The organism is Streptomyces sp. NPDC047072 (assembly GCF_040643855.1).
Taxonomy (GTDB): Bacteria; Actinomycetota; Actinomycetes; order Streptomycetales; family Streptomycetaceae; genus Streptomyces.
This window is the reverse complement of the sequence record NZ_JBEYVC010000350.1, coordinates 1-2,577: the sequence shown is the minus strand read 5'-3', so window position 1 is coordinate 2,577 and position 2,577 is coordinate 1. Positions and strand designations below refer to the sequence as shown.

The window sequence follows — 2,577 nt, the reverse complement described above, 5'->3', positions numbered from 1 at the left end:
CAGCCGATACCCCCCGACCGACTTCGGGTCGTCCTTGTGCAACGGCACGCCCGAATCCCTTTCTGACGCATGGCAGTTCGAAGGAACAGCATAGGAAACGGGCAGGACGGGGTCGGCCAGCAGATGCCGTACGACGGCCGCGAAGGCGGTGAAGCGGTCCGCCGGGCCGTCGGTACGGGAGGCATGGTCGAGCAGGGCCCGGCCCGTGGCCGACCAGGTGTCGAGGTCCCAGAGGCTCGCTGCGAGTTCGCCCGCGGGCCGGTCCGGGCGGGCGGTGTAGTGCTGGGCCACCTGGTCCAGGCCGTCCGGCAGGGGGCGTAGGAGATTGGCGGGGCGCAGCCAGACGCCTTCGCGGAGTTCGGCCAGGCGCAGGACGGTCAGCCGGGTGCGCAGGTCGGCCCGTTCCGCGGGGCCCCGGCCGGTCGCCGTGACGACGAGCATCTCCCAGTCGCCGTCCCACGCGCGCGTGCGGGGATGCACGGCGTCGTCCTGACGGCGCTGGCGCTCCAGCAGCCGGTCGCTGAGGCGGTAGACGGTGTCGGTGCGGCGCAGGTCGCCGGCGGCCACCATCCGGCTGAGCGCGGCCCTGACGGTGGAGCCGCCGACCCCGAACGGCTCCACGCCGCGTACCAGCTCCTTCACCGGCATCTCCGGCGGATGCAGGCCCAGCAGCAGGCTGAGGACGACCGACCGGGCGGACAGCGGGCGCAGCTCCAGGTCCGTTCTCGGGTTCGTCCGCATGGTCACGTACTGTATGCCGTATTGCATCATTGCTACGATCGCAGTGAGAGTGCAACACTCGTCCTATGGTCTCGACATCGACGCCCCAGGGCCACGCGACGCACGACGTCACCAACCAGGCCCCTCCCCTGGCCCCTTACGACGCCTCCGACGACCCGGTCCTGCTGGAAGGGCTCCGACGGGAGGGCGCGGGCTGGGCCGAGGAGGACATACGGCGGCTCGGTCTGCGGGCCGGCAGCGCCGAGGCCCAGGAGTGGGCGGATCTGGCCAATCGCCATGAGCCCGAACTGCGGACCCACGACCGCTACGGCAACCGGATCGACGAGGTCGACTTCCATCCGAGCTGGCACCACCTGATGCGGACGGCGGTGGCCGAGGGGCTGGCCGGCGCACCCTGGGCGGACGCGCGACCGGGCGCCCATGTCGTCCGTACGGCGGGCGGGCTGGTGTGGGGACACACGGAAGCAGGGCATGGCTGCCCGACGTCGATGACATACGCGGCGATCCCCGCGCTGCGCCGCCAGCCGGAGCTGGCGAAGGTCTACGAACCTCTGCTGACCGGCCGCGAGTACGAGCCCGCGCTGGCGGTGCCGACCGAGAAGCGCGGGCTGCTCGCGGGCATGGGGATGACCGAGAAGCAGGGCGGTTCCGACGTCCGGACCAACACCACGGTCGCCACGCCCACCGCCGAGCCGGGCGTGTACACCCTGCGCGGCCACAAATGGTTCACGTCGGCGCCGATGTGCGACGTGTTCCTGGTGCTGGCCCAGGCACCCGAAGGCCTGTCGTGCTTCTTCGTGCCGCGGGTCCTGCCCGACGGCAGCCGCAACGCCTTCCGCATCCAGCGCCTCAAGGAGAAGCTCGGCAACCGCTCGAACGCCTCCTCCGAGCCGGAGTTCGACGGAACGGTGGCCTGGCTGGTCGGGCCGGAGGGGCACGGCGTGAAGACCATCATCGAGATGGTCAACTGCACACGGCTGGACTGCGTGATGATGTCGGCGACCCTGATGCGCAAGACGCTCGTCGAGGCGGGGCACCATGTCCGGCATCGCAGCGCCTTCGGGGCGCGGCTCGTGGACCAGCCGTTGATGCGCAACGTCCTGGCCGATCTGGCGCTGGAGTCCGAGGCGGCCACCACGCTCACCCTGCGGCTGGCGGGCGCCGCCGACCGGGCCGTGCGCGGGGACGCCGGCGAGGCCTCGTTCCGGCGGATCGCCACGGCGGTGGGGAAGTACTGGGTCACCAAGCGGGGGCCCGCGTTCACCGCGGAGGCCCTGGAGTGCCTCGGCGGCAACGGGTACGTCGAGGAGTCGGGCATGCCCCGGCACTACCGGGAGGCTCCCCTGCTGTCGATCTGGGAGGGGTCGGGGAACGTCAACGCCCTCGACGTCCTGCGGGCGTTGCGCCGGGACCGGGCCACCGCGGAGGCCCTGTTCGGCGAACTCGCCCTGGCCGAGGGGACGGACGCCCGCCTGGACGCGGCGGTGGCCCGGCTCAAGCAGCTGTTGACCACGGTGTCCGAGGCCGGTGCCCGACGGCTCGTGGAGCACATGGCGCTGACGCTTCAGGCCTCCCTGCTCGTCCGGCACGCCCCGGCCGCGGTGGCCGACGCCTTCTGCGCGACCCGGCTCGGCGGCGACTGGGGGCACGCGTTCGGCACGCTGCCGGACGCCGCCGACCTGGGCACGATCCTCGAACGGGCGCTGCCCGGCGGGAACTGAGCCCCGACGGACGCCCCCTGCCGGCCGGCCTTGTCTGCCGACTTCGGCACGCCGTACGCGTCCGTCCTGGACGCGGTGTGTGCCGCGCTGCCGATGGGGGTGCGCTCATGACGAC

General features: G+C 72.4%; 2 protein-coding genes. One reads left to right on the top strand and one right to left on the bottom strand.

Annotation, left to right across the window (positions count from 1 at the left end; all coding sequences use genetic code 11):
• On the bottom strand, nucleotides 1-741 hold a 741-nt coding region (locus tag ABZ896_RS52510), incomplete at its 3' end, for a hypothetical protein (protein ID WP_360946572.1).
• A gap of 65 nt (nucleotides 742-806) precedes the next feature.
• Between ABZ896_RS52510 and ABZ896_RS52505 the strand changes: the two genes are divergently transcribed.
• The gene (locus tag ABZ896_RS52505) at nucleotides 807-2,462 is read left to right on the top strand and encodes a DNA alkylation response protein (protein ID WP_360946569.1); all 1,656 of its coding nucleotides are present in this window, start codon (nucleotides 807-809) and stop codon (nucleotides 2,460-2,462) included.
• The last annotated feature ends 115 nt before the right edge of the window (nucleotides 2,463-2,577 follow it).